Source organism: Phaeobacter sp. JH204B (genome assembly GCF_048055755.1).
Lineage (GTDB): Bacteria > Pseudomonadota > Alphaproteobacteria > Rhodobacterales > Rhodobacteraceae > Phaeobacter > Phaeobacter bryozoorum.
The window spans coordinates 145,622-165,505 of record NZ_JAYMXF010000002.1 but is presented as its reverse complement, the minus strand read 5'-3'; the positions used below and the strand labels follow the sequence as shown (position 1 = coordinate 165,505).

General features: G+C 60.1%; 20 protein-coding genes. 4 read left to right on the top strand and 16 right to left on the bottom strand.

The genetic code is table 11. From position 1 onward, the window contains the following. Positions 1-3 precede the first annotated feature (3 nt). The 9 genes from VXL81_RS00795 to VXL81_RS00755 form a co-directional block, all read right to left on the bottom strand. Positions 4-876 carry an SMP-30/gluconolactonase/LRE family protein gene (locus VXL81_RS00795; protein ID WP_416552513.1) on the bottom strand — a complete coding sequence of 291 codons (873 nt, stop codon included), beginning with the start codon at positions 874-876 and terminating at the stop codon, positions 4-6. Next, a complete protein-coding gene (locus VXL81_RS00790) occupies positions 866-1,477 on the bottom strand; it encodes a 2-dehydro-3-deoxy-6-phosphogalactonate aldolase (RefSeq protein ID WP_416545155.1) in 612 nt (203 codons plus the stop codon). Before VXL81_RS00790 ends, VXL81_RS00795 begins: the two co-directional genes overlap by 11 nt. Further along, positions 1,474-2,451: a 2-dehydro-3-deoxygalactonokinase gene (locus VXL81_RS00785; protein ID WP_416552511.1), complete on the bottom strand. Its 978-nt coding sequence runs from the start codon at positions 2,449-2,451 to the stop codon at positions 1,474-1,476. The genes VXL81_RS00790 and VXL81_RS00785 overlap by 4 nt, the downstream gene beginning before the upstream one ends. Next, a complete protein-coding gene (locus VXL81_RS00780; protein ID WP_416552509.1) occupies positions 2,448-3,218 on the bottom strand; it encodes an SDR family NAD(P)-dependent oxidoreductase in 771 nt (256 codons plus the stop codon). The genes VXL81_RS00785 and VXL81_RS00780 overlap by 4 nt, the downstream gene beginning before the upstream one ends. After that, positions 3,218-4,933 carry an IlvD/Edd family dehydratase gene (locus VXL81_RS00775; RefSeq protein ID WP_416552507.1) on the bottom strand — a complete coding sequence of 572 codons (1,716 nt, stop codon included), beginning with the start codon at positions 4,931-4,933 and terminating at the stop codon, positions 3,218-3,220. The genes VXL81_RS00780 and VXL81_RS00775 overlap by 1 nt, the downstream gene beginning before the upstream one ends. After that, positions 4,930-7,029 carry an alpha-galactosidase gene (locus VXL81_RS00770; protein WP_416552505.1) on the bottom strand — a complete coding sequence of 700 codons (2,100 nt, stop codon included), beginning with the start codon at positions 7,027-7,029 and terminating at the stop codon, positions 4,930-4,932. Before VXL81_RS00770 ends, VXL81_RS00775 begins: the two co-directional genes overlap by 4 nt. Further along, entirely contained in the window at positions 7,026-7,874 is an 849-nt protein-coding gene (locus VXL81_RS00765; RefSeq protein WP_340544765.1) for a carbohydrate ABC transporter permease, read from the bottom strand. Before VXL81_RS00765 ends, VXL81_RS00770 begins: the two co-directional genes overlap by 4 nt. After that, positions 7,874-8,812, bottom strand: a complete 939-nt coding sequence (locus VXL81_RS00760; RefSeq protein WP_340546288.1) for a carbohydrate ABC transporter permease — start codon at positions 8,810-8,812, stop codon at positions 7,874-7,876. The genes VXL81_RS00765 and VXL81_RS00760 overlap by 1 nt, the downstream gene beginning before the upstream one ends. 160 nt (positions 8,813-8,972) lie before the next feature. After that, positions 8,973-10,223: an ABC transporter substrate-binding protein gene (locus VXL81_RS00755; RefSeq protein ID WP_416552503.1), complete on the bottom strand. Its 1,251-nt coding sequence runs from the start codon at positions 10,221-10,223 to the stop codon at positions 8,973-8,975. A gap of 134 nt (positions 10,224-10,357) precedes the next feature. Here VXL81_RS00755 and VXL81_RS00750 point away from each other — a divergent pair, with 134 nt between their 5' ends. Together VXL81_RS00750 and VXL81_RS00745 are read left to right on the top strand one after the other, a co-directional pair. Next, a complete protein-coding gene (locus tag VXL81_RS00750; RefSeq protein ID WP_416543214.1) occupies positions 10,358-11,149 on the top strand; it encodes an IclR family transcriptional regulator in 792 nt (263 codons plus the stop codon). Between the two features lie 17 nt (positions 11,150-11,166). After that, complete coding sequence (locus VXL81_RS00745; protein WP_340544768.1) at positions 11,167-12,228, top strand: ABC transporter ATP-binding protein; 1,062 nt, start codon at positions 11,167-11,169, stop codon at positions 12,226-12,228. A gap of 31 nt (positions 12,229-12,259) precedes the next feature. Here VXL81_RS00745 and VXL81_RS00740 read toward each other — a convergent pair whose 3' ends face one another. Beyond that, entirely contained in the window at positions 12,260-12,856 is a 597-nt protein-coding gene (locus VXL81_RS00740; protein ID WP_416552501.1) for an SDR family oxidoreductase, read from the bottom strand. 62 nt (positions 12,857-12,918) lie between these two features. Further along, positions 12,919-13,533: a glutathione S-transferase family protein gene (locus tag VXL81_RS00735; RefSeq protein WP_416552499.1), complete on the bottom strand. Its 615-nt coding sequence runs from the start codon at positions 13,531-13,533 to the stop codon at positions 12,919-12,921. 266 nt (positions 13,534-13,799) lie between these two features. On the opposite strand from VXL81_RS00735, the gene VXL81_RS00730 reads away from it, so the two are divergent. Both VXL81_RS00730 and VXL81_RS00725 read left to right on the top strand, forming a co-directional pair. After that, positions 13,800-14,069 (top strand): DksA/TraR family C4-type zinc finger protein, encoded by a 270-nt coding sequence (locus VXL81_RS00730; RefSeq protein WP_340544771.1) that lies wholly within the window; start codon positions 13,800-13,802, stop codon positions 14,067-14,069. Positions 14,070-14,270: 201 nt separating this feature from the next. Continuing rightward, positions 14,271-15,392 (top strand): serine/threonine protein kinase, encoded by a 1,122-nt coding sequence (locus VXL81_RS00725; protein WP_416552497.1) that lies wholly within the window; start codon positions 14,271-14,273, stop codon positions 15,390-15,392. A 70-nt stretch (positions 15,393-15,462) separates the two neighbouring features. On the opposite strand, the gene VXL81_RS00720 is transcribed toward VXL81_RS00725, so the two are convergent. From VXL81_RS00720 to VXL81_RS00700, 5 genes are all read right to left on the bottom strand, one after another. After that, positions 15,463-16,002: a hypothetical protein gene (locus VXL81_RS00720; RefSeq protein WP_416552495.1), complete on the bottom strand. Its 540-nt coding sequence runs from the start codon at positions 16,000-16,002 to the stop codon at positions 15,463-15,465. Positions 16,003-16,076: 74 nt separating this feature from the next. Next, positions 16,077-16,550 carry a GNAT family N-acetyltransferase gene (locus tag VXL81_RS00715; RefSeq protein ID WP_416552493.1) on the bottom strand — a complete coding sequence of 158 codons (474 nt, stop codon included), beginning with the start codon at positions 16,548-16,550 and terminating at the stop codon, positions 16,077-16,079. Then, positions 16,550-18,394: a M3 family oligoendopeptidase gene (locus VXL81_RS00710; protein WP_416552491.1), complete on the bottom strand. Its 1,845-nt coding sequence runs from the start codon at positions 18,392-18,394 to the stop codon at positions 16,550-16,552. The genes VXL81_RS00715 and VXL81_RS00710 overlap by 1 nt, the downstream gene beginning before the upstream one ends. 162 nt (positions 18,395-18,556) lie before the next feature. Continuing rightward, positions 18,557-19,519, bottom strand: a complete 963-nt coding sequence (locus VXL81_RS00705) for an alpha/beta hydrolase (RefSeq protein WP_340544776.1) — start codon at positions 19,517-19,519, stop codon at positions 18,557-18,559. Further along, positions 19,519-19,806: an SCP2 sterol-binding domain-containing protein gene (locus VXL81_RS00700; protein WP_340544777.1), complete on the bottom strand. Its 288-nt coding sequence runs from the start codon at positions 19,804-19,806 to the stop codon at positions 19,519-19,521. Before VXL81_RS00700 ends, VXL81_RS00705 begins: the two co-directional genes overlap by 1 nt. Positions 19,807-19,884 lie beyond the last annotated feature (78 nt).

The following is a 19,884-nucleotide window of genomic DNA, read 5'->3' as shown; positions in this document are numbered from 1 at the left end:
TCCTCAGAGAATGACGCGGTGTTCGCGCTGGCCTTTGGCCGTTGTTTGAATGCGATAGGTCCTACCTGCAGCCGCATCATTCAGCCCGTCTGCGGCGGTGGTAACGAACAGCTCTGACAAGGTGTCCCCGCCAAGCGCAGGGCAGGAGGCCTGGGAGGTTGGGATCGGATAGATCTCTGACAGCGCGCCGGTCGAGGTATAGACAGCGACACGGCCGGCCCCCCATTGGGCATTCCAGAAGCGGCCTTCGGCGTCGACAATCGCGCCATCAGGGCCAAAATCCTGGTTGCTGAGGTCGAGGAAGACCGATGCCGCGCCAACCGGCCAGCCGTCTTTGGTCGCCAGAGGCTGGCGCATGATCTTGCCGGTCGTTGTATCGGTGAAATACGCGCAGGATTGGTCAGGGGCAAAACAGATGGCATTGGTGATGGTTTGCTGTGCGACCAGCTGGCGCAATTCGCCCCGATGGTAGCGGTAGATGGCGCCAAGGCCGGGTTCCGCTTTGTAGCCCATCGTGCCAATCCAGAACCCGCCCCAGGGATCTGCGCGCCCATCGTTGGAGCGGGTTAGCGGCTGATCGGCCTCCACATCAATCAGATGCGTGCGGGTGCCGGTTTCGATGTCAAACCGCCATAGCGCACGGGCGCCGGCCATGATCAGGGTCTGATCATCGACCCAGCCTGCGGCGGAAACGCAGTCGTCGAACTGCCAGCGGATCTCCGTTTCTCCGGCAACGCTCAGCAGCTGTTTTTCAAGGATATCGAACCAGAACAACTGTTTGCGCGTCGGATGCCACAGCGGACCTTCCCCCAGCGTGCAGCGCGTTTCGCTGAAGACCTGCGCTGTCATGGGATGGAGCGCCGGATCACGTGCCATCGAAGGCCTCGTCGTAGGCCGCGACGGTTTCTGCAGCGAGGAGGGCGACATCTTCGACAGGGCGGCCGGGTTTGTAGAGAGAGGACCCCATGCCAAAACCGGTGATGCCTGCCCTGTGCCAATCAGCAAAATCCGCAGGCCCGACACCGCCTACCGCGTAGGTTTCAGCATCAGCGGGCAGGACCGCTTTCAGCGCCGAAAAACCGTCCAGTCCCAGTTTGAAGGCAGGGAAGAACTTCAGACCATCAGCACCGGCTCGGAGAGCCGAAAAACACTCTGACGCGGTGAAGACACCCGGATAGGACAACATGCCTGCGGCTTTGGTTGCACGGATCACATCAGGGTTGCAGTCTGGCGAAACCACCATCTGCGCCCCCATGGCCGCGAGTTGAGCCACTGCGCCGGTGTTGAGCACCGTTCCAGCGCCGACTGTGGCGCGCCCCTTTGCCTGATCCAGCATGGCGGCGATGCTGTCATAAGGCTGGGGAGAGTTCAGCGGCACTTCGATCTTGGTGATACCTGCATCCATCAGGGCATCGGTCATGGCGCGCGCCTCTTTGGGGCGCAGACCGCGCAGGATGGCGATGATGTTACGGCTCATTGGGTTTGGCCTTTTTGCAGTTGGTCATATGCGGCGCATAGACCCGCGAGTGTCAGGGATTCGGCGTCAACGCGACGGGGCTTGCGCCCCAGCGCGGATAGGGCTGTTTCATAGCAGCGGGCCAGCGCATCTGTGCCGAGTATGGTGACGGATTGGTGAGACCAGTAGCCCCGGGTCGCGGCAAGCTCCGCACCGATCAAAAGCCCTGACAGGCGCGCTCTTCCGGTCTCCGCGTTCTGCCCGGACAACAGCGCATCCGCACGGATACGAAACAGCTGTGCCGAGATCGCAGCCGGCGAGGAGAGCGCCTTGGCCACGGCCTGTTTGAACGCCTTTTCGTCCCAGCCATCCTCAGAGACGCAGTGTCGAAGTACGGATTGGCCTTGCAGCAGTGCGAACATCTCGCCGGTCATGAAGGTCGAGAAGCTGGTGACCTGGCCCCGATCCAGTTTGACCCATTTGCTATGGGTGCCGGGCAGGCAAATGACCTGAGGCCCGGTCTGATTGCTGTCTTGTGCGAGGTACCCCGCAATCTGGGTTTCTTCCCCGCGCATCACATCCGCCGGATCGGTCGTCTTGATGCCGGGCAGCAGGTAAACGGTCAGGCGTTTGTCCTGTATCAGCGGTCGGGTCGCCTCGGCTATTCCCGGCGGGGGGCAGGGCGCGGTGGCATAAGGGGCCTCGGCCCAGCCCTGACGCGAACCTGCCATTCCGCAACAGATGACCGGGACCGCCCGGACATCGCTGTTGCTGCCGGGCGCCAGACGATCGCCAAGCAGGCCCAGCAGTGTCGGTTCATAGTCCTGCGGGCCAAGCCGCGACATGCCGCGGTCAGAGGAGATGCGGTCGAGGACCTGATTACTGTTGTCCATCACCCACAGCCGCAGCTGGCTCGTCCCCCAGTCAGCCGCAATCCATGCAGGCGTCGGGCCAGCTGGCATCATGTCAAAGGAACGGTTGGGATCGGCCGTCATCCTGTCACCACAACCCCGCCATCCACCACCAGCGTCTGTCCTGTGATCATGCGGCTTGTTGCCGAGGCCAGAAAAAGCGTGGAGCCGACGATATCCTGAGGGGCGAGATGATCCTTCAGGCATTGGCGATCGAGATGGGCGGCAAGCGCCTCGGGCGTGGCCCATTTATCAAGCTGCTTGTCGGTCAGCACCCACCCGGGCGCCAGCGCATTCACCCGCACATGATCCGGCCCGAACTCGCGGGCAAGGCTGCGGGTCAGGCCATTGATGCCTGCGTTGGCAGTCGTATAGGCGGGGTAGCCGCTGTTGCCCATCATATAGCTGATGGAGGTGAAGTTCACGATTGACCCGCCACCGGCGGCCTGCATCCCTGGCAGCACAGCCTGACAGGCAAAGAAATAGGCCTTGAGATTGATCGCCTGCGCCCAGTCCCAAAACTCTTCGTCCACATCCAGCGTGGCGTGGCGCTGATCGTTGGCGGCGTTGTTCACCAGCGTGGTGATCGGGCCATGTGCCTCTGCCGCCTGCTCAATCGCGGATTTCAGCGCCGGGATATCGGTGATGTCGCATTGGATGAACAAGGGGCGGTTGCCGGTCTCGGCTTCCATCCGTTGAACAAATGCGGAGGCATCGGAGCGTCCGACAAAGGCGACCTTGGCGCCCTGACGCAGAAACCCCTCGCTCAGCGCGGCCCCAATGCCGGAACCGCCGCCGGTGATGAAAACCGATGTGCCCTTCAGGTCCGGAAAGATTGCAGTATTGCTCATCAGTGGCTCTCCCGTGTGACGGGGCGGGTGTCTTTGCCCACGAGAAAATCAAGATCAGCGCCTTTTTCAGCCTGAAGGACGCTGTCGACATAGAGTTTTGCATAGCCGCGCGTGTAATGCGGCGGCTCTGGTCGCCAGGCCTCCCGGCGCGCGGTCAGCTCTTCCTCCGAAACCAGAAGGTCAAGCGTGCCGTTCTTTGCGCTGACCCGGATCCGGTCGCCGGTCTGGACCAGGCCAAGGGGACCACCAGCCTGCGATTCTGGCGAGACATGCAGGATCACGGTGCCAAATGCCGTGCCGGACATTCGACCATCGGAAATGCGGATCATATCGCGTACCCCGTCGCGCACCAGTTTGCGTGGGATCGGCATGTTGCCGACCTCCGGCATACCCGGATAGCCCTTGGGACCGACGCCTTTCAGCACCAGGATACTGTCTTTGGCCACCGGTAGATCGTCGCGGTCAATATTGGCTTTCATGTCCTCAATGGTCTCGAAAACATGGGCGACGCCTTCGTGCTCCAGCAGATGATCGGTCGCGGCTGAGGGCTTGACGATGGCCCCGTTGGGCGCAAGATTGCCGCGCAGAACACGCAGGCCCGCTGCCGGTTTGACGGGTTCGTCAAAGCTCTTGATGACGTCGTCGTTGAAACATTCGGCACCCTCGGCATATGCTGTGATGTCGCCCCCCAGAACGGTGGTGTTGCTGCGCAGGTGCCCATTATCGGCAAGTTGCTTCAGCACGACAGGCATGCCGCCCGCATAGCAGAAATCTTCCATCAGGTATTTGCCAGAGGGCATGCAGTTCACCAAGAGGGGGATGTCGCTCCCCAGACCAAAATCATCCAGGGTCAGCTCTACCCCGACACGGCCAGCCAGTGCCAGAAGATGGACAACCGCATTGGTCGAGCCGCCAACCGCTGCATTGGCCATGATCGCGTTGATGAACGCATCGCGGGTCAGAATGTCGGAGGGTTTGAGATCTTCCTCCACCATTTCGACAATCCGCTTTCCGGTGAGATGCGCCAGCGCCATGCGGCGGGCGTCCACTGCTGGCAGGGCGGCATTCGTCGGCAGGCTCATCCCCATCGCTTCGACGAGGGACGCCATAGTGGAGGCCGTACCCATGGTCATGCACACGCCCTTGGATCGGCTCATCCCGGATTCAGCCGCCATGAAGTCCTGCAAGGTCATCTCACCCGCGCGCACCGCTTCGGAGAATTTCCAGACGTCTGTGCCGGAACCGATATCCTTACCCTGCCATTTGCCGTTCAGCATTGGGCCCGAGCTGACCACGATGGAAGGCAGATCGACCGAGGCCGCTCCCATCAGCTGGCCCGGTGTGGTCTTGTCACAACCGCCAAGCAGGACAACGCCGTCAATCCCATAGGCCCGGATCGACTCTTCCACATCCATGGCCAGAAGGTTGCGGAACAGCATCGCCGTCGGTTTCATCTGGGTTTCACCAAGCGACATGACCGGGAACTCAACCGGGAAGCCGCCAGCCTCCCAGACCCCGCGCTTCACCCCCTCGGCGAGATCGCGAAGACCGGAGTTGCAGGGCGTCAGTTCGGACCAGGTATTGCAGATCCCGATGATTGGTCGGCCGTCAAAGGCATGATCGGGAAAGCCCTGATTTTTCATCCAGCTGCGGTGGATAAATCCGTCTTTGTCCAGTTTGCCGTACCAGGCGCGATTTCGTCTGTCTTTGGTCATAGGCGTGTTCCTTCAATCACCCAGATCGACTGTGGGAATGTCCAGGGCAGGGTGATCCCTTGGTGCATCAGATATTGGCCGCTAAGGGGGGCAGTGCCGGTTTTCAAAAGAGGTGAACCGCGTGACAGGCCGGGGGCATCCTCGCGGTTCAGCAGGCTGATTTCATATAGCGTATCCGGCTCTAGCCCGGTCAGGCGAAGCGGGCGGGGCAGGATCTGTGCGCTGGCCTCACAAACCCCGGCAAAGACGACAAACCGACTGCCATCCTCTGCGCGCTGTAGCTCTGCGATTACCGCCGGATCGTCACTGTCGAGCCGCAGAATATCGGCCCGCTGCATCCAGTGGCGGTTGTCTTTCCACCAGGAAGTTACCTTGCGGAGGATGTCTGCCTCTTCCTCGGTCAGCTCGCGCGGGTCCATTTCAAACCCCATGTGGCGCTGCGCCGCGACCCAGGCGCGCAGGCGGATGTCTGTCACCCGGCCAGAGGTGTGGCATTTTCGGGGACCTACGTGGCTGCCGGTGACCACCATCGGCAGGAAAAGCGCCGCTTCATGCTGGATCCGCAGCCGTTCCAGCGGATCGTTGCTGTCCGAAAGCCAGACGCGATGGGTGCGCGATAGGATCCCAAAGTCTATACGCCCGCCACCCGAGGAGCAGCTCTCGAATTCCACCTTGGGGAAGTCTGCCCGCAGGCGGTCAAAGAGCGCATAGGCTGCCTCGGCCTGGGCGCTGTCCGGCTCGGGCAGGACACGGTTGTGGTCCCATTTCACATAGTCGATCGGGTGATCTGCCAGAACCGCTGCAATGCGGTCGTAGAGATAGGCCTGTACCTCCGGCAGGGCGATATTCAGTACCATTTGCTGGCGACCAAGCACCTGATCCAAGTCGCCCAGAACCCAGTCGGGATGGGCGCGGAACAGATCGCTTTCAGGATTGATCATTTCCGGTTCAAACCAGATGCCAAATGCCATGCCTTCGGCGTGGACATGGTCGATCAGTGGCATCAGCCCATCGGGGTATTTGCGCCTGTCGATCGTCCAGTCGCCGAGGGATGTGGTATCGTCATCACGTTTGCCGAACCATCCATCGTCCAGCACGAAACGTTCCGCGCCAAGGTCGGCCGCACGGGTTGCGATCTCGCAGAGCATGGCGTGATCGTGCTCGAAATAGACCGCTTCCCAGCAGTTGTAATGCACCGGACGCGCGCTCACAGGCTCAGGTGGTCGCAGGATCTCATCGCGCAGGTGGCGTTGGAAGGTGACAGCGCAGCCATTGATCCCCCGATCCGAGAACACCGCATAGAGTGGCGCCGTCTGAAAACGCGTGCCGGATGTGCGGCGGCTGCCGGTGGCGTGTCCCCACTGGATTTGGCGACGCCCGTCGGGGAGTTCCTCTGCCAGCATTCTATGGCCCCCGGACCAGCCGTAGTGGAAGGCATAGGCGGATCCTTGGCTGTTCGTGGCACCACTGCAGGGCACAATCAGACCGGGGAAATGCTCATGCCCGGTGCGCCCTGTGGGGTTGTCCCTTAGCCGCGCGCCTGCGCTCCAGGCGGTGCGGCTGGTCTGAAATTCACCGATCCAGCGGCCATGGAAGTCGATCATCTGATGGCTGTTCTGAGGTGCCGGAAAGACCGGAGCGGAGAGCCAGTTCACGCTGACGGGCTGCTCCGAGGTGAGAGCGGCCTGCGCAGTGATCATGCTGGTTACGGGCGTCAGCTCAAACTGTGCCTGATAGTGCAGGCCATTATTGGCATCGCGATAGTGGAGTGTGAGGGTCCGAGTGCCTTCCTCCGCCCGCTCGAAGGTGAAGCGTGGCAGCAGTGCCTTGCCCGCGCCATCCGTCAGCGACAGACCGGGCTGGCCGGGGAAGGTGCGGCGTGCCTCGGGGCAGATCGACAGCGGCGGCACCTGATCCAGCATCCCCCCCGTCACATCCATGCGCGAGGCGGCGGCGAGCATGTCCAGATCGGTTCCATCGGGCAGCCGCGGTCCCCAGTAGATGACCTCTGCCAGATCGGTGCCACGGGCGGCGAGGATCAGGCTTTGGCACTGATCCTGAAGCGCCCAGCAGCGGATGTCTCTCACCGTGCTCACTTCACGGCTCCCAGCGTCAGACCGGCGATAAAGTGGCGCTGCATCAGGAAGAACATCGCAACCGGCGGCAGGGCCGCCACGATGCTGCCCGCGCTCATCAGATGGTACGCTGCCCGGTATTGCGCGTTGAAGGAGGTGATGCCTGCGGTCACTGGCTGGCTCTCGGCGCCCTGGGTCAGAACAACTGCCCAAAAATAATCATTCCAGATGAAGGTAAAGATCAGCACGCTGAGCGCCGCAATTGCGGGTTTCATCAGCGGCAATACCACGAACCAGAAGATCCGCCATTCCGCGACCCCTTCGACGCGGGCGGCTTCGATCAGCTCAAAAGGCAGGGCGCGGATGAAGTTGCGCATAAAGAGCGTGCAAAACCCGGTCTGAAAGGCGATATGAAACAGCACAAGGCCAGTTTTGGTGTTGTAGAGCCCCATGTCCAGCGTCAGATCGCGGACCGGAACCATCAGGATCTGAAACGGCACGAAGTTGCCTGCCACAAACATGAAAAACAGCAGCAGGTTGCCACGGAATTTATACACGCCAAGCGCAAAGCCTGTCATGCAGGAGAGTGCTACCGCACCGATCACCGTCGGCACCGTGATCAGGACGGAGTTCAATAGGTAGCGTGGCATGTCGGAGCCAAAGAAAACCTTGCCGTAATTGCTGGCGCCTTCAAACGAGCTCGGCATTCCCCAGTAGTTGCCGGTGGTAAAGTCCACATCCGGTTTGATCGAGAAGATGGCCACCGCGATCAGCGGCAACAGCCAAAGGACGAGCGCAGTCGGAACCAGGGCCTGATAGGTGGCCTGCCATCCGCGAGAACTGTTCTGAATGGGTTTCGGAAACATCAGCGGCCCCCTTTGTCGTCTTGGTACATGGACCACAGGAAGTAGGCGATGAAGCACAGCATGATCAGGAACAGCACCACTGCAATTGCTGCGCCATAACCCATGCGGAAGCCATATTCCGACAGGGCCTTTTCAAACATGTAGAACGACAGCACCCGGCTGGAGCCGAACGGGCCGCCGTTGGTCATGATGGAGATCAGATCAAAGCTGCGCAGTGCGCCGATGATTGTCACGACAAAGGCAACAAAGGTCGCCGGCCGCAGTTGCGGGATGATCACATACCACAGCATCTTGGCGCCTTTGGCACCGTCCAGCCGCGCCGCCTCGACCTGTTCGGGATCAACCGCATTGAGGCCCGTGAGGTAGAGGATCATGCAATAGGCCGTCTGCGGCCACAGGCCTGCCGCGATGATGCCATAGGTCACCAGCGTCGGATCCCCCAGCACATTCAACGGCCCAAGACCAACCCAGCCCAGCACTTGATTGAGCAGGCCAAAGGTCGGGTCATAGAACCAGCTGAACACCAGGCCGACAACAACTTGACTGATCACAAATGGAAAGAAGAACAGAGACTTGTATAGGCGAATGCCGGTTACGGTCTGATTGAGGAACAGCGCGATGAACAGGCCTGCCGGGATTGCCAGCAAATACAGCAGAAGCCATTTCAGGTTATTCCAGAGCGAGACCTCAAACGCGCGATCATCCATCAGCTCCCGGTAGTTTTCCATGCCGACGAACTGTGGATCACCGAGCCCGTCCCAGCGGTAGAACGACAGGTTGAAGCTCTGTACGATCGGGAAAATCACGTAGAAGAGAAAGAAAATCACGCCGGGCGCCAGAAAGAGCCAGGGCGCAAGGGTCTGACGATTGCGCCTTAGCCAGCTGTCACGGCTGCCTGATGCGCTGGCAGACGATCTGGTTTCTGGAGCGAGGTTCATCTCAGCCACGGGAATTCTCCCTTGTTTGTCGATTGATATCAGCCTGTCGACTGGGAAGGGCCGATACGGTTCAGCATATTGCGCGCTCCGGTCCGTGACAGGGCTGCGCAGGGCCGATAGGCAGATCGGCCTTGCGCGTTGTTTTGGCCAGCAGCAGTGATCAGTAGACGCGCTCGCGGGTCTTTTCCAAACGGTTCAGGATATCATCCAGATTGTCCGGGAAGACCATGAACTCCTGGAAGCCCTCCATGGCAACGGAGGCCATTTCCGCTGGTGCATCGCGGTCAAAGAACTGCGCGATACCACCGGGCGCGTTGGCGGACAGCATCTCGAAGCCCTGATTGAGCATTTCGTCATCATCGACGGAGGACTTTGAGTTCACAGGCAGCTGGCCGAGTGCTGCGCCGCCGTTGATCTTGGTCTGATTGTCCGCCGAGACGACGAAACGCAGGAACTCGCGCGCGGCTTCTTTGTTCTGGGCGCCGGATGGAATGTGGAAGGTGTCGGTTGGTGCGTCTTCAGCCAGCTCGACATCGGGATTGATGGTCGGGAACTGGTAGAAATCCAGCTGATCGGTGCCAAGACCGGCTTCGCGCAGCGGTGCTACGGCAAAGTTGCCCATCAGATAGGCGGCGGCTTCACCTTTGACCATGAAGGGCAGGGCCTCCTGCCAGCTGTAGGACTGATGGTTGTCGATAAAGGCCCCCATGTCGATCAGTTCCCGCCAGTTGGCAAAGGTCTGCTTTACACGGTCATCGGTCCAGGCGACTTCACCATTGGTCAGCGCCATATGGAAATCATAGCCGTTGGTGCGCATGTTCAGGTAGTCAAACCAGCCGCCGGCCGTCCACAGGAACTTGGTGCCGATGGTGAAACACTTGCGACCTGAACCGAGAATCTTCTGGCAGTTCGCTTTGAAGGTCTCCCAGTCCTCGGGCTCTTCGAGGCCAAGCTCGTTGTAGATGTCCTCGCGGTAGTAGACGCCCCACTGGTAGTAGGTGTAGGGCACGCCCCATTGCTTGCCGTCCAATGTCATTGCGCCCTTGGTGGAGGCCAGCGCATCAGCGATTTCCGGCTCTGCCCAAAGGTCAGAAATGTCTTCGAACAACCCGGCAGAGACGTAGGGCCGCATCCGGTTTGCCGCATACCAGTTGGCCACGTCCGGTGGGTTGGCAGATAGGAAGTTGCGAATCTGCGTCTTGTAGGCCTCGCGGTCGATCACCGTCAGCTCAACGGTCAGGTTCGGGTGCATCGCGTCGAATTCAGCCGCCATCCCCTCCATTACTGCGCGCGGCGCAGGATTGGACATATCTGAGAAAATCTTGAGCGTGCCGCTCAATTCAGCCTGTGCCGCAGTGGCCAGGCCGAGGCTGAGAGCCAGGCCCGCAACTGTTCCTTTCAAAGTCTTCATGACGTCCTCCCTGTTGACGTGTGTCGTTTGGTTTCATATATTGGAACCAAATTCCAACTATTGAAACTATGACCGCGCTCGGCTAAGGATGTCAACAGTTACATCGGCCCCGCCCGATCAGAGAAAGGACAGTAATGGCGAAAGCTGCGCCCCAATCGCGAGAGACAGATGGCACCGTTGGCAAGGCTCTGGCCGTGTTGGATCAGATCGCTGAAGCGGGCCGCCCAATGCGGTTCGGCGAGGTGCTGGCGGCCTCGGATCACCCAAAGGCGACGCTGTACCGGCTGGTGCAGACGCTGACCAATCAGGGGATGCTGTCCTATGATGAGACCCATCAGACCTATGCTCCGGGTTTGCGCCTGGTGCGATTGGCTCATGCTGCCTGGCGGCAAAGCGCGCTGGCTCCGGTGGCGCGGCCCTATCTGGACAAGCTGTCACAGGATATCGGCGAGACCATACATCTGGCGCAGCTGGATCGGGGGCAGGTACTCTACGTCGACAAGCGTAATGCGGCCACACCGATTGAGATGTTCAGCCAGGCGGGCAAAATAGGGCCGGGCTACTGTACCGGGGTGGGTAAGGCGATGATCGCGTATCTGTCGCAGGAGGCGCAGCAGGATGCGATCCGCAGGCAGGCGTTTTTTGCCCATACGCCCAACACGTTGGCCACGCCAGAGGCGCTGATGGACGAGTTGCAGCAGATCCGCAAAGACGGCGTTGCCTTCGACCGTGAAGAGCATGAACCGGGCATCATCTGCATTGCCGTTCCGATCCTGTCGGAGGCGGGCAAAGTGATGGGCGGGCTGTCGATCACCTCCTCCGTGCAGCGTCGCTCGCTGGAGGAGCTGGAGACGCTTCGACCGGCCCTGATGACAACCGCCAAGGAAATCGCGGCAGCGGCCGAGACCTGGCAATTTCCAAATTAACCCGAGGGAGAGAACACATGACAGGGGTCACTCTGGCCAAGGCCGTCAAGAAATATGGTGACGTTCAGGTGATCCACGACGTGGACCTCACCATTGAGGACGGTGAGTTCTGCGTCTTTGTCGGCCCATCCGGGTGCGGAAAGTCGACGCTTCTGCGGATGATCGCCGGGTTGGAGGAGACCAGCAGCGGCAGCATCCATATCGGTGAGCGGGATGTCACACGACTGGATGCGGCTGACCGTGGGGTTGCGATGGTTTTCCAGTCCTACGCGCTATATCCGCATATGACGGTTGAGGATAATATGGGGTTCGGGCTTAAGATGACCGGTCATCCCAAGGATGCGATCCGGGAAAAGGTGGCAGAGGCCAGCCGGATCCTGAAGCTGGATCAATATCTTAAACGCAAACCCAAGGCGCTGTCGGGCGGGCAGCGCCAGCGCGTCGCCATCGGACGTGCGATCGTGCGCGGGCCGGATGTCTTTCTCTTCGATGAGCCGCTGTCAAATCTCGATGCCGAGCTGCGCGTGGATATGCGGGTCGAGATCGCTCGGCTGCACAAGGAAATTGGCGCCACCATGATCTATGTGACCCATGATCAGGTGGAGGCGATGACGCTGGCAGACAAGATCGTCGTGCTTCGGGCCGGTCGCGTCGAACAGGTTGGCAGCCCGATGAAGCTATACGCCGATCCCGACAACCGGTTCGTCGCGGGGTTTATCGGCTCGCCGAGCATGAATTTCCTGCAAGCGACCGTTTCCGGCGGCGCGGTCACAGTACCCGCTCTTGGCGGCCGCCGGATCGCGGCCTCTGTCACGCTGCCTGAAGAGGGTGCATCGGTCCTTGTGGGATTGCGCCCGCAGCATCTCTCTGTCGTTGCCCGTGACAGCGATCTGATCCTTGATCTGCGCGAGCGGCTGGGCGGTGTGTCCTACGACTATCTACGCACCCCAACAGGAGAGAAGATCATTGTCGAAACACGGGGGGACGAGGCGCTGCCCGAAGGAAGCGCCGTCGCCTTGGATTTTGACGATGCTGACGCCTATTTCTTTGACGGGACGACAGAACTGCGTCTGCGCTAGAAGGAGGAGGGCTGTCAGCGATGGTCCGCGGCTACAGTGACTGCATCCGCTTTGTTTTTCCCGACCATGCCGGGTTGCTGACGGCATCTGCGAGGGTTGCGGCGACATCGCCTCGTGCGGCGACGCCTTCGGGATCGACCTGCTCGCCGAACAGCAGGTCTCCGCTGCCGTCGCCTTCAGTCAGACGTACTGGGCGCAGGATCGCGTAGTCCAGTCCCGACTGTTCCAGATAAACATCCGCGTCGTGTTTGGCCTGCAGGTAATGGGCAAGTTCGCTTTTGGGATCGGGATCGCCGGCTCCTATCGAACTAAGCATGACAAACCGGGCCACGCCCGATGATTTTGCAAGATCCACAAGCGCCTTCGCGCCATCACGATCAACCTTGTCCGTCATTTCGCGAGAGGTGTCGCCGCCAGATCCTGCTGCAAAGATCACACCGTCGCACCCCTCGCAGACATCCGTAGGCAGGTCGGTAAGGTCGCCGCGCCGCGTGCCAGTCCCGGGTGGAAGCGTGCTGGTATCCGACCCCTCCCGGATCAATGCGATGGGCTGATGGCCCAGGCGCTGAAGTTTTTCCACCACCCGGCGGCCTGTATTGCCAGTAGCACCTGCGACAAGAACTTTCATAACGGTCTCCTCATTTCGATAATGGGATTGGGACAATTGGGGGGACACAGCGGGGCCACGGGTCAGAACGACGGGGCCATCGGTCCCACCTTCGCCACTGCGGCCTTGTAGCCATCCTGTGCCTGCAGATCGGTCCAGTAGCGCGCGACGCGCGGCGCATCCTTCAGCGCGCCAATCGCCGCCAGATTGGCGAGGATGTACGAGAACTGGATATCGGCGAGCGCGGCCTGATCGCCAAACAGCAAACCCGTTTCAGGAAGCTGCTGGGCGATGTAGTCCAGATGCAGGTCCACAGCTTTCTTGGCCTCATCTCCAGAATCCTCTCCCTTCAGGGCCGGTAGGAGCACGCCCATCGCAACCTCGGCAAAGGAGCTCTCGACGTAGTCGAGCAGCTCGTCGTGGCGCAATGCGTCTGCTGTCCCCGGAGCTGGTTGATGGCGGCTGTCACCATAGCGATCAGAAAGATACCGCAGGCAGGTCGCCGATTCCGCTATCTTCATGTCGGCGTCCTCAATAACAGGCGATTTGCCGAGCGGATGAATCTTGGCAAGGCTTTCAGGCGCCCTGAAGTTATCCGTGCGGTCGTAGGTTGTGACATCATAGGGTTGCCCGAGGTCTTCCATCAGCCAGATCAGGCGAATTGCGCGGGAGTAGGCGAGGCAGTGGATCTTCAGCATGAGCGGCGTCTCCTTCAGAGTCGGTCAATTCCGCGCTCGGCTCAGATACTTGTCATGCCAGTGATGCGCGGTCACAAAAGAAAGACGGCATCGGTGCCGTCGTCGAATACTCAACAGCCCGGATCGCGATTTCGTTCCCAATAAAGCGCCCGCATTGTAGACTGCGATCCGGCGGATACCGGAACCCGAGCGGTGTGGAGGGCGTTTCGCAGCCAGGGGTGCAGCAGGTCGAAACCAGTAAATCGCAGGACAGGAGGAGAAACAGTATGGCCGGAGGATGGACCCGCGATGGTGCGGTGAGTGAACAGATCGAAGCGTCAATCAGTGACGAGCTGGCGCGTCTCAGGTCGAGGCGCGCTCCTGTCGGTGAAAGCCTGACACATTGCGCCGATTGCGAGGAGCCGATCCCCGAACCGCGGCGTAAGGCGATCCCTGGCGTCAAACTCTGTATCGAGTGTCAGCAGGAACGCGACGGCGCCCAGCAGGCGCGTGGCGGGATCAATCGGCGCGGCTCCAAGGACAGCCAGCTGAAGTAACATGGTCCTTTCGCCGATTTGATCGCGCCGAAGTATCTTCCTCGCGCCATCTGCGGATGCTATATCCCGAGCCGGGCTCACAGGCGATGGCGTCGCCGCAGGCAGACTGCTCTGGCCCAAAACAACGCTCCTGTACGCCGGGACTTTCAATCGGGAGATTGAAGGCCCCGCCTTTGCCTCCCGAGATCAAGGGAGGCATCCATGGCCTGGTCGCCGGAAAAAACTGAAGTCAAAAGCTGGAATGAATGGGACACGCTGCGCCATGTGATCGTGGGCCGTGCCGATGATTGCCACATCCCGCCGGAAGAGCCCGCGCTGGATGCCAAGGTGCCGGAAGACAGCGACATGCGCGGCCAGTGGGGCCGCCGCCCGCAGGAAACCATCGATCGTGCCAATGAGCTTTTGGACAATTTCGCCAGCCAGCTGCAGAACCGCGGCATCCGGGTGGACCGGCCGGTTTCGATTGATCATTCCCAGCCGGTGACCACCCCGGACTTCAACACCGATAGCCAGTTCGGCTGCATGCCGCCGCGTGACGTGCTGCTGACTGTCGGCCATGAGATGCTGGAAGCGACGATGTCCTACCGCTGCCGCTGGTTCGAATACCTGAACTACCGCCCGCTTTTGCAGAAGTACTGGGAAGAAGACCCCAGGTTCCGCCACGAAGCCGCCCCCAAGCCGCGCCTCACGGACGCAGATTACCACCCGGATTACCTCAGCGAGAAGATCGGCGTGGCCAAGCGGCTGGAATGGGCGGCGGAGAAATTCTTTGTCACCACCGAGGAAGAGCCGCTGTTTGACGCCGCCGACGTGCTGCGCTTCGGCAAGGATCTGGTGGTGCAGCACGGCTTTACCACCAACCTAAAGGGCATTGAATGGCTGCGCCGCCACTTCCCGGATCACCGGGTGCATACGGTGAACTTCCCGGGCGACCCGTATCCGATCCACATCGACGCAACCTTCACGCCGCTGCGGCCGGGGCTGATCCTGAACAACCCGCAGCGCCGCCTGCCGGACGAGCAGCGCGAAATGTTCAATAAGAACGGCTGGGAAATCGTTGACGCAGCACAGCCTGCCCACAACACCCCGCCGCCGCTGTGCTATTCCTCCACCTGGCTGTCGATGAACGTGCTGGTGCTGGACCCGAAAACCGTCTGCGTCGAGAAGTCCGAGGTCTATCAGGCAGAGCAGATGGACAAGCTGGGTCTAGAAGTGGTCGAGGTCGAACTGCGCGACGCCTATGCGTTCGGCGGCGGTCTGCACTGCTGCACCGCGGATGTCTACCGCGAGGGGGAGTGCGAGGATTACTTCCCGCATCTGTAAGAAGCAGTTCACAAAAAAGGGGAACGCTATTCGACCCAAGAATTGCGTTCCCAAATTACTTAAGCGCAGATCAGTTGTGCCAAATGCGTATTATGAGCTTGTCAGGACCCTCAGGGTATTGCGCAACTTTGCCAGCCCCAGCTGCATTCAGAACCTGGAGGCCATATCCGGGTTCCTCTGCGTCGGCCCATTCTTCTAGTTCTCTAACGTATTGAAACATGCGCTGGAAATGCAAATTGTTTCCGACGTTGATGCGCTTGGTTGCACCCAGGTTCTGGGTGGCTAGGGTTGTAGCCGTTCTTAGGAAGTCCCGAAGCAAGTAGTCGTCATCGTTGCTAAACTTTTCACTAAAAATTGTATCTACCATAGCATCAAAGAAGGCATTGGGTGGGATGTCGTCAATGTCGCTGATGTTCTGAGTGTTCGGCAATGACTCTGGTAGGCGAATACTTTTCTTCTCGAATAAGCTTAACGCAGTCTGGTATCGCTGTTTCGGTGGACCCTGCAGCTTTGGCGCGGGCTCTCCCATCGTTTTCTCGTATGTTTCTAGGAGCTTTCTTGTAGTTGCAGCGTAAGTCTTGACGCTTCCAAGCATGAAGTCGTTTCGCAAAGTGCTTCCTTTCAATTTTCGGCTCTAGTTTATCTATGGGTAGCTTGCGCTCAGGAGATTATTGCGACGAGTGGCTACGTTAGTTTCATCCGCAGGATGTGCTGCGGGCCTGCCAAGCCATCGGGATAGATGCCGCCGGTGTCCTGAAACCCACCTTTCAGGTAGCAGCGGACAGCTGCGGGGTTCTGCATGTTGACCGTTAGCACCACGGCAGGACGATCCGGGTATAGGGCGGGAAAGTAGGTTTTCAGGGCTGCGACGGCGGCCGTGGCATAGCCTTTACCCTGCGCGCTGCGATCAATCATGAATCCGCGCAGGCCAAGAGTATCTGCTTCCGCGAAATCATAGGTCTCGTGGTAAAGACGGTCAGTTTTGAAGAACCCGACCGCGCGGATGCCGTCGAGGATGGCGTGAAAATCCACGCCGTCCTCATTGTCTTCAAAGGCCTGAGCCACGGTGCCGGAAAAACGGACCTGGTCCGGTTCCACTTGGATATGGGAGACCAGATCAAATTCGCTGCGGCAAACCGGGCGCAGAGAGAGAGGCATCAGTCCTCCATTGCCTCCAGCTCGTCAATGAAGCCGGAAATCATCGACAGACCCTTGTCCCAGAACTTGGGGTCTGATGCATCCAGGCCAAAGGGCGCCAAAAGTTCCTTGTGGTGTTTGGAGCCGCCTGCCTTCAGCATGTCGAAATACTTGTCCTCGAACCCTTCGGCCCCCTCGGCGTAGACGGAGTAGAGCGCGTTCACCAGCCCGTCGCCAAAAGCATAGGCGTATACGTAGAAGGGGGAGTGGACAAAATGCGGTACATAGGTCCAGAAGGTCTCGTAGCCCTCCATGAAATCAAAGGCTTCACCAAGGCTCTCGGCCTGTACCGACATCCACAGCGCGTTGATGTCATCAGGGGTCAGCTCGCCTTCGGCGCGGGTGGCATGCAATTTGCATTCAAAGTCATAGAACGCGATCTGGCGCACGACCGTGTTGATCATGTCCTCGACCTTGCCCGCCAAGAGGATCTTGCGCTCGTTCTGGTCCTTGGCGTTTTCCAGCATCTTGCGGAAGGTCAGCATCTCGCCGAACACAGATGCTGTTTCCGCCAGCGTCAGCGGCGTTGACGACAGCATTTCGCCCTGCTCGGCTGCAAGTACCTGATGCACGCCGTGGCCCAGCTCATGCGCGAGCGTCATCACATCGCGCGGTTTGCCGAGGTAGTTCAGCATCACATAGGGGTGCACATCGGTGACGGTCGGGTGAGCAAATGCCCCCGGCGCCTTGCCCGGTTTCACGGCGGCGTCGATCCAGCCCTTGTCAAAGAACGGTTCTGCCAGATCGCCCATGCGCGGATCAAAAGCGCTATAGGCATCCATCACCATCTTGCGTGCCTCCTCCCATTTGACGGTGCGGGAGGTCTCCATTGGCAGCGGCGCATTGCGGTCCCAGACCTGCATCCGGTCCAGCCCCAGCCATTTGCGCTTCAGCTCGTAATAGCGATGCGACAGCTTGGGGTAGGCGGCCACCACAGCTTCGCGCAGGGCCTCGACGACATCCGGCTCGACGTGGTTGGAGAGATGGCGTCCCATCTGCGGAGAGGGCATCCCGCGCCAGCGGTCCAGGATTTCCTTTTCCTTGGCCTGGGTATTGTGGACACGGGCAAAGATCTTGATGTTGTCGGAGAACACCCGGGCAAGTTCGCGCGCCGCGGCTTCCCGCTTGGTGCGGTCTTGCTCGGTCAACAGGTTCAGCGTGCCTTCGATGTTCAACTCTTCGCCGTCAACGGTGAAGGTGAGGCCGGCAATCGTTTCGTCAAAAAGCCGCTCCCAGGCGTCGCCTACAACGCCCAGATCATGCAGGAATTTCTCCAGCTCGTCAGACAGCTGATAAGGCTTCATCGCGCGAATACGGTCAAAAATCGGTTTGTAGCGGGCGAGATCGCTGTTGGCGGCGAAATGGGCCTCCAGTGCCGCGTCTTCAATCCGGTTGATTTCAAGCGAGAAGAACACCAGCGGCGTGGTGAAGATCGTTACCTTCTCCTGCATGTCGGACATGAATTTGGCGCGACCGGCATCGGTGGTCAGCTGATAATAGCGCAGACCAGCAAAGGACATGATCCGCCCGGCGATGGCGTTGATCTTCTCGTTGCGCAAGACGCAGGCCAGCAGACCGTCGGCATCCAGATCGGCCAGTTTGCCTTCGTAGTCACTGGCGAAACTGGCGCATTCGTTCTCCAGCCAGTTGAGGTCGCGGTCCAACTCTGCCGCATCCTCAGAGGTGTAGAGGTCGCTCAGATCCCACTCAGGCAGATTGCCCAGCCCATCCGGCCCGGCACCGCCCGCAGCATTGGCGTTGGCGTCTCGCATCAGGTCGCGGTCAAGGAAGGGAGCGTTGAACATCAGGGCACCTCGGGCTGTTGTGTGTCTTCTCCGACATCTAAGCGCGAGGGCTGGGGATCACAAGCAAGCGGCCCGCGTCGGGCGGCGATTTATTGGCCGGGCAGGGGGCACTGCGCGCGAGATTTTAAGAACGCTGATCGCGTCAGCCTGTCCGGGGTGAACCTAGTCTGCGTATTGATCGAACAAACGGGTGATCTTGTCAAAAATGGCGCGGCGGGTTTCAGCCCCTTCCATCATCACTTCATGTTGCGCCCCCTCGACCAGATCCAGTTCGCCCCCCGGCCAGCGCGCCATCCGGTCATGAATGGCTGCCGTATTGACGATCTGTTCCTGTGTGCCGAGGAAGGTGATGCAGGGCAGTGCGGGTGAGGGCATTTTCGCAAGGGCGGCACATTCTCGCAGGCTTTCGCCCAGCCATCGGACGGTCGGCCCGCCAAGCGACAGATCGGGCTGTGCCGCAAGCTGATCCTGCATCAGGCGGTACATCTCAGGATCATTGGTGAGCGAATTGCCCTCGAACGGGCTGGCCTGCACATATGGGGCTAGGGTTGTCGTCGGGGTCCGCATTGCGCCGATGCCGAACCGGTCACCCATAGAACTGAGCAGCCGCGCCACGGGCCGCAGCGCGGGCGGGATCTGAATTCCCCACATCGGCGCGGAAAAAATGCAGGCTTTGACCGGAAGCCCTTCCATGACTGCGCGAAGACCGATGGCGCCGCCCATAGAATGGCCGAGGACGAACCATGGTTTCGGCAGAGCGAGCCGATCGGCCAGCTCAACCGCCGCCTGGACGTCTTTCTGAAAATCGCGAAAGGCGACGACGTGACCCAGAAGCCGCTCCGGCAGCATCCTGTCCGCCAGCCCCTGGCCGCGCCAGTCGATTGCCAGCGTTGCATAGCCTCGGCTTGCCAGATCCTGGGCAGCTCCGCCGTATTTTTCGATATATTCGGTGCGCCCGGGAAACAGCAGCAACGTGCCCTTCTCAGCGCCCGCAGGACGCCAATGGCCCACGCGGATGCGCAGGCCATCGCTGGTGCTTACCCAATGGGCCTGCCCGCCGTCTGGTCCTCGCGCGATATCGGCAAAGAAGGGAGCGGGGGTCAGATCCATCGGGCGCGCGTCCATCAGGCCATCGCCGATGCCAGTTTCATCGCGGTGCCCATGTCACCGTCGATGGTCAGCTTGCCGCTCATGAACGCGGTGGTCGGGTTCAGTTCACCCTCGATGATGGACTGAAACGTCTCTGCGTCGGCGGTCATGGTGACCTCTGCCTCTTCGTCGGCGACGCGGGCCCCGTTCTGATCCAGCATGATGGTACCCATGCCGGTGATGTCGAATTTGGCGGAGCCGTCAAAGCCACCATCCATTTTTGCGTTCAGCGTTTCTGCTGCTTGGGTCAGCGTTTCGCTCATGTTCAGTCCTCATTTTGGTCCGCAGCCTGCAAATTTATGTGAAGGATGTCCTTCCCACTCTGGAAAACGCAGGCTGCG

What these genes read in the sequence shown, in the direction of transcription:
- VXL81_RS00725 (WP_416552497.1), top strand. Translation starts at nt 14,271, where the DNA reads ATGGCCTGGTCGCCGGAAAAAACTGAAGTCAAAAGCTGGAATGAATGG.
- VXL81_RS00705 (WP_340544776.1), bottom strand. Translation starts at nt 19,519, where the DNA reads ATGGACGCGCGCCCGATGGATCTGACCCCCGCTCCCTTCTTTGCCGAT.
- VXL81_RS00740 (WP_416552501.1), bottom strand. Translation starts at nt 12,856, where the DNA reads ATGAAAGTTCTTGTCGCAGGTGCTACTGGCAATACAGGCCGCCGGGTG.
- VXL81_RS00750 (WP_416543214.1), top strand. Translation starts at nt 10,358, where the DNA reads ATGGCGAAAGCTGCGCCCCAATCGCGAGAGACAGATGGCACCGTTGGC.
- VXL81_RS00715 (WP_416552493.1), bottom strand. Translation starts at nt 16,550, where the DNA reads ATGCCTCTCTCTCTGCGCCCGGTTTGCCGCAGCGAATTTGATCTGGTC.
- VXL81_RS00795 (WP_416552513.1), bottom strand. Translation starts at nt 876, where the DNA reads ATGGCACGTGATCCGGCGCTCCATCCCATGACAGCGCAGGTCTTCAGC.
- VXL81_RS00785 (WP_416552511.1), bottom strand. Translation starts at nt 2,451, where the DNA reads ATGACGGCCGATCCCAACCGTTCCTTTGACATGATGCCAGCTGGCCCG.
- VXL81_RS00755 (WP_416552503.1), bottom strand. Translation starts at nt 10,223, where the DNA reads ATGAAGACTTTGAAAGGAACAGTTGCGGGCCTGGCTCTCAGCCTCGGC.
- VXL81_RS00765 (WP_340544765.1), bottom strand. Translation starts at nt 7,874, where the DNA reads ATGTTTCCGAAACCCATTCAGAACAGTTCTCGCGGATGGCAGGCCACC.
- VXL81_RS00735 (WP_416552499.1), bottom strand. Translation starts at nt 13,533, where the DNA reads ATGCTGAAGATCCACTGCCTCGCCTACTCCCGCGCAATTCGCCTGATC.
- VXL81_RS00745 (WP_340544768.1), top strand. Translation starts at nt 11,167, where the DNA reads ATGACAGGGGTCACTCTGGCCAAGGCCGTCAAGAAATATGGTGACGTT.
- VXL81_RS00760 (WP_340546288.1), bottom strand. Translation starts at nt 8,812, where the DNA reads ATGAACCTCGCTCCAGAAACCAGATCGTCTGCCAGCGCATCAGGCAGC.
- VXL81_RS00775 (WP_416552507.1), bottom strand. Translation starts at nt 4,933, where the DNA reads ATGACCAAAGACAGACGAAATCGCGCCTGGTACGGCAAACTGGACAAA.
- VXL81_RS00700 (WP_340544777.1), bottom strand. Translation starts at nt 19,806, where the DNA reads ATGAGCGAAACGCTGACCCAAGCAGCAGAAACGCTGAACGCAAAAATG.
- VXL81_RS00790 (WP_416545155.1), bottom strand. Translation starts at nt 1,477, where the DNA reads ATGAGCCGTAACATCATCGCCATCCTGCGCGGTCTGCGCCCCAAAGAG.
- VXL81_RS00780 (WP_416552509.1), bottom strand. Translation starts at nt 3,218, where the DNA reads ATGAGCAATACTGCAATCTTTCCGGACCTGAAGGGCACATCGGTTTTC.
- VXL81_RS00710 (WP_416552491.1), bottom strand. Translation starts at nt 18,394, where the DNA reads ATGTTCAACGCTCCCTTCCTTGACCGCGACCTGATGCGAGACGCCAAC.
- VXL81_RS00730 (WP_340544771.1), top strand. Translation starts at nt 13,800, where the DNA reads ATGGCCGGAGGATGGACCCGCGATGGTGCGGTGAGTGAACAGATCGAA.